Origin of the sequence: Bacillus cereus group sp. BfR-BA-01382 (assembly GCF_022663475.1) — a bacterium.
Taxonomy (GTDB): Bacteria; Bacillota; Bacilli; order Bacillales; family Bacillaceae_G; genus Bacillus_A; species Bacillus_A thuringiensis_S.
Window position 1 is genome coordinate 1 of sequence record NZ_JAKUFQ010000193.1, and the last position, 3,927, is coordinate 3,927.

Genomic DNA, 3,927 nt, shown 5'->3' on the forward strand with positions numbered 1-3,927 from the left:
AAATAACGTAGAACGATTTGTATTTTTTCATCAGCTGTAAATTTAGCCATAGAAAAACTGCACCTCCAATTGTTAGACTGTGTCTAACAATTGGGGTGCAGTTCACTGTTTTAGCTCTTTTTTCACGTATTCAACTTAACAAATCTATAACCGTGCGTAACTAACACTTTTAATATCGCGTATCCTGGAATGGCTAAAATAATGCCCATAATCCCGAATAAGTTTCCGGCAGTTAAAATGATAAATATGATTGTAATTGGGTGAATATCTAGCTTTTTCCCCATTACTTGAGGAGAAATAAATTTACCTTCTGCTAATTGTACAACCATCATAACAATGATTACTTTTAACACCATTGCTGGCGAGTCAATAAATGCGATAATTAACGCTGGTGTAATAGCAATAATTGGTCCTACGTACGGAACGATATTTACAATCATCGCTAAAATCGCAAGTAGTACCGCATATTTAATACCGATAATAAGGTAACCGATTAATAGCATAATACCGATAAACAAGCTCACGATAATTTGCCCTCTAATATACGAGCTAATCGCATAGTGCATATCATCTAGTATTCTCATTGCTGCTGGTTGTCTTTGTTCTGAAATGAATTTTAAGAAGTGATTCGGCAATTGTTCGCCATCTTTTAAAAGATAGAACAATATAAATGGAACCATTACAAATGTTAAAACAACCTCTGTAACAGTACTCAAGAATCCAGTTACATTCCCAGTTACTGATGATAATGACTTTGTAAAATCAACTGTATAGTCTTTTACCATATTCGCAACATTAATATTTAAATTCTCCTGAATTTTACCAAGTAAATTACTTTCCCCGAATCTACGCGCTGCTTGTTCAATCTCATGGCCAAAGTACGGTAAGTTATCAATTAATGCATCAATTTGATCTTTAATAATAGGGATAACAGTTACAACTAAAAACACAAATAATCCGATTACTATTAAGTATATTGAGGCTATCGATACGATTCTTGAAACACCTTTCTTTTCTAAAAGTGAAACGAATGGATGCAAAATATAGAATAGCACGCCTGCCAATAGTACTGGGAAGAAAATTGTTTTTAAAAATACGATAAACGGTGTAAAAACAAATGATATTTTTGTTAGTAATAAAATATTAATAAACAATAACGCAAATCCAAGCAATACCGCCAAATAATTTTGTTCTCTAAAAAACTTTCTTAACTTATCTCTTTTTCTTATATTTATTTTCTCCAATGAAACCACCTCTTCGAATGATGAAAAGCCCTTATTCAGGGCTCTTCATCATAATCTATATCTCTATTTCCTTGCAGCTTTCACTACAAATGATACAATAAGAATTAACACGATTGCACCTAATAATGCCGGCACGACATGAATCCCACCAAATGATGGCCCAAAGGATCCAAATAATCTACCACCTAACGAAGCACCTAATAAACCTGCGATAATATTTCCGAACATACCACCTGGGAAATTTTTACCCGTTATAGAACTAGCAATTGCACCTATAATAGCACCAACTATTAATGTGATAATCCATCCCATTTTTAGTCCTCCATTTCTATTATAGTTTGTATGATTCAATACAAACATATGTATTTATCATTGCTAATCATATTTCACTATAGAAATATATTTACTACTATTTTACATATGGAGATACATATATTATATGCAAAAAAGAAAAATATTGTCAAACTCACCCATAAAGCAATTATATTAATATACCATATTCAAAGGAGGCTTCATTATCTATGATTCTTAAGTTAAATTCCACTTCTTTTGAAGTAGCAACATCCATTTTACAAATTCAAATTCCAGCCTATAAAGTTGAAGGGGACTACTTAAATAGTACTGCCATACCCCGTTTATATGATACTGTAAACGATATTCAAAGTTGCGTTGAAACATTCTATGGATATTTTTCTGAAAATAAACTTGTCGGCTTTATTTCTTTTGTACAAGAAGAAAAACTAATTGATATCCACAGGTTAGTTGTATCGCCCGATTTTTTTCAAAAAGGAATTGCGACGAAACTCCTAATTTATATATTTAACATGTTCCCTTCTTCTATGACATACATTGTACAAACAGGTAAAGCAAATACCCCTGCTATCGCATTATATAAAAAACACGGCTTCCTTGAAGTAACATACACCGAACTACCTGATGGAATAGTACTTACACAACTGAAAAAACAGAAAAAATAAAATAATTTGACTAATCGTTTTATTTATGTTACCTTTTACCTTATAATACCTTTTGCTGAGTCCAAATTTTGGAGCGGGGGAACCAATTTTGTAGCTATGCTACTTGGGGCGAATCTTTTTTTAAGTAGGGAAACTCTCACTTCCCGAGTCCGACAGCTAACCTCGTAAGCGTAATGGGAGAGGAAGGTGCTTTTTGCCTATGTTACACATTTTGCCTCCTTAATTATAAATATGGGATCGATATCAAATAGTCACCTATATTTATAGAAAAGGAGATATGTATTATGTTACGTTTATCTGATCACGCAATAAAAATGATGGAGCAAAGACTTCGACTCGAACAACATCGCACATATCAAGCAAATAAAATTGTAGATAACTTACATCACAAATACTTCTTTCAACATATTTTTCAGCCAAAAAGATAAAGCAAAACTTTAATCAGTGGGGGCATCCCCACTGATTATTAGTTAAACCAATCGGGCTTTTACGGTCCGTTGATCTATCACCTAACTTCTTTACTCTAGCTGAATTTTGTAGTGGGTGTCTTACTGCCCGTTAATGCAGGATAAAAAATTGTTCATTTAACATCAAAAACACAAGGTGTGTCTAAAAAGACATTCCTTGTGTTTTTATATTTCTTATAATATTCTCACTACATTTAAACTTGCCGTAATCGTACCTGCTATTGTAGTCACATGCCCAACACCGAGCGGGCCATTTTGTAATATAAACGTTGAATTTGCACTAGCTACATTTACAAGAAGCGTATTTGAAATAGATGGTTCCAATACTACAGTTGATGTCGTTACATTTTGTATAAAACTCCCTGTTACTTGTGTTCCATTTAATAGTAATCTTACAGATACTACTTCATTCCCACCAGTCGCGTCCCCTTGGAAATAGTAGCTTACTAAATATATTCCTGGCGTCGATACTGTGACAGTTGTAGCACTAGTTAAAGATACACCAGTTCCATATACAGTGGATCCCGAGTTAATTGGAATATTGGCACTTGCTGCAATTGTGCTTGTTGATGTAGAAAAGAAATAGCCACCACCTGTCGATATAGCAGATGATCCTGTTGCTCCAGTTAAGCCGGTTGGACCAGTGGCGCCGGTTGGGCCTGTTACTCCCGTTCCTCCTGTTGCTCCAGTTATTCCTTGTATGCCTTGTATTCCAGTCGGGCCAGTGGCACCAGTCACTCCCGTCTGGCCGGTTGCTCCCGTCGAACCTGTTATCCCTTGGGGACCTTGGATTCCTTGAAGACCTTGGGGACCCGTTTCTCCAGTCGGGCCGGTTGCTCCCGTTGGACCCATTTCTCCTTGTGACCCTTGAATTCCTTGAGGACCTTGGGGACCCGTTTCTCCAGTCGGACCGGTTGCTCCTGTTGGACCGGTTGGGCCCGCCTGGCCGGTTATTCCTTGTAGACCTTGAGGGCCGGTTGGACCTGTTGGGCCGATTGTACCTTGCACTCCTTGTATCCCCTGAATTCCTTGGGGACCAGTTGGACCAATTGGACCTTGGATTCCCTGAATTCCTTGAGGACCCGTTGCCCCTGTCGGACCTGTTGGACCTTGGGGACCTTGCACGCCTTGTATTCCTTGAGGACCGGTTGGGCCTATACTTCCTTGCGGTCCCTGGATACCTTGTATTCCTTGAGGACCGGTTGGGCCTGTTATGCCACTCGGACCTTGTACGCCTTG

General features: G+C 37.5%; 5 protein-coding genes and 1 riboswitch. Of the genes, 2 read left to right on the forward strand and 3 right to left on the reverse strand.

The window, feature by feature from the left end:
* Nucleotides 1–122: 122 nt before the first annotated feature.
* Both MR160_RS32975 and MR160_RS32980 read right to left on the reverse strand, forming a co-directional pair.
* Nucleotides 123–1,244 carry an AI-2E family transporter gene (locus MR160_RS32975; RefSeq protein ID WP_000411479.1) on the reverse strand — a complete coding sequence of 374 codons (1,122 nt, stop codon included), beginning with the start codon at nt 1,242–1,244 and terminating at the stop codon, nt 123–125.
* Between the two features lie 63 nt (nt 1,245–1,307).
* Complete coding sequence (locus tag MR160_RS32980; RefSeq protein WP_000539733.1) at nt 1,308–1,556, reverse strand: GlsB/YeaQ/YmgE family stress response membrane protein; 249 nt, start codon at nt 1,554–1,556, stop codon at nt 1,308–1,310.
* Between the two features lie 209 nt (nt 1,557–1,765).
* Here MR160_RS32980 and MR160_RS32985 point away from each other — a divergent pair, with 209 nt between their 5' ends.
* Together MR160_RS32985 and MR160_RS32990 are read left to right on the forward strand one after the other, a co-directional pair.
* Nucleotides 1,766–2,221, forward strand: coding sequence for a GNAT family N-acetyltransferase (locus MR160_RS32985; protein ID WP_242299145.1), 456 nt, complete (start codon nt 1,766–1,768; stop codon nt 2,219–2,221).
* A 43-nt stretch (nt 2,222–2,264) separates the two neighbouring features.
* Nucleotides 2,265–2,408: riboswitch (cyclic di-AMP (ydaO/yuaA leader) on the forward strand.
* A 97-nt stretch (nt 2,409–2,505) separates the two neighbouring features.
* Nucleotides 2,506–2,649: a hypothetical protein gene (locus MR160_RS32990; protein ID WP_000945244.1), complete on the forward strand. Its 144-nt coding sequence runs from the start codon at nt 2,506–2,508 to the stop codon at nt 2,647–2,649.
* Nucleotides 2,650–2,862: 213 nt separating this feature from the next.
* Here the strand turns inward: MR160_RS32990 and MR160_RS32995 are convergent.
* Nucleotides 2,863–3,927: collagen-like domain-containing protein (locus MR160_RS32995; protein ID WP_481746746.1), on the reverse strand; the 1,065-nt coding region annotated here is incomplete at its 5' end.